General features: G+C 71.6%; 1 protein-coding gene. It reads left to right on the top strand.

Going from position 1 to position 229, the window contains the following annotated elements:
• Window positions 1–229: hypothetical protein (locus NZ585_14170; protein ID MCS7081180.1), on the top strand; the 229-nt coding region annotated here is incomplete at both ends.

Here is a 229-nt window from a genome sequence, read left to right as displayed (position 1 = left end):
ATGGCGCGGCGGGTGGCGGAGCGGGCGGCGAGGGAGGCGGCGGAGGCGCGGGCAAAGGAAGCTGAGGCGCGGGCAAAGGAAGCCGAGGCGCGGGCGGAAGCGGAGCGCGTGGCACGGGAAGCGGAGCGACGAGCCAAGCTGGAAGCGGAAGCACGCGCTCAAGAAGCCGAGTCTCGCGTTGCAGCGGAGCGGCAGGCGAAAGAAGCCCTGCTGGAAGAACTCGCTCGTC

The sequence above is a fragment of the Chloracidobacterium sp. genome (genome assembly GCA_025057975.1).
Classification (GTDB): domain Bacteria; phylum Acidobacteriota; class Blastocatellia; order Chloracidobacteriales; family Chloracidobacteriaceae; genus Chloracidobacterium.
The sequence above is the reverse complement of the archived record's forward strand: the minus strand, read 5'-3'. Positions and strand labels throughout refer to the sequence as shown.